This window comes from Mesorhizobium sp. M7A.F.Ca.CA.004.04.2.1 (assembly GCF_004022825.1).
Lineage (GTDB): Bacteria > Pseudomonadota > Alphaproteobacteria > Rhizobiales > Rhizobiaceae > Mesorhizobium.
The window spans coordinates 1-630 of sequence record NZ_RZPH01001662.1; the positions used below are offsets into that span (position 1 = coordinate 1).

Annotated in this window: 2 pseudogenes; both read right to left on the reverse strand. The window is 66.8% G+C overall.

From position 1 onward, the window contains the following. Positions 1-29 precede the first annotated feature (29 nt). Positions 30-467 (reverse strand): annotated as a pseudogene (locus EN893_RS36820) (TIGR01459 family HAD-type hydrolase); the annotation flags it as partial. After that, positions 464-630: pseudogene (locus tag EN893_RS39760) on the reverse strand (carbohydrate kinase); the annotation flags it as partial. The pseudogenes EN893_RS39760 and EN893_RS36820, both read right to left, overlap by 4 nt.

Here is a 630-nt window from a genome sequence, read left to right on the forward strand (position 1 = left end):
TCCCGACATCGTCATGCTGACGACCGTTGGCCCTCGCTGGCCGCGATCAGCACCAGTTCGGCCTCATCGCCGGACCCGGTCAGCACAAAAGGCAGGCCCTCGATCGCGGAGCGGTCAGCTTCACGGCTGATCAGCAGACATTTTGTCCCTGGGCGCAGCTTCCCCGAAATCGCCATCTGCCTGAAGGATCGCCACGCCACCTCGCCGGAAGAAACGAAATGATCCCAGCTTCCCGCTTCGAAGCCGAGTTTCATGAGCCGGCTTTCATTGGGTCGTGCCCGCCTGCCGGAGTTCGAAACCAGCACCACGGTCTTGCCGGCGCGCTTCAGCGCCGACAGCGCTGCCACCGCGCCTTGATAGGGCCGTGTGCCGTCATGCAGCACGCCGAACTGGTCGAGCAGGAACACGTCGTAGCGCTCCGCCAGCGGCCCGATGCCGTCGAGACGTTCGATCGTTTTGGCGCTCATAGGAGTCCTGCCCGGCTTGCACCCATCAGCGCCAGCCGCGCCGTGCCGGCGGCGGCCTCGTCGGAAAGCGCGGGCAGGAAACCGACGCCGAGCCTGCGTCGCCGGATTGCCGTCCAGGCCGGGTTCGCCGCCCCGCCTCCGACGCTCCGGACCGATATCAGCG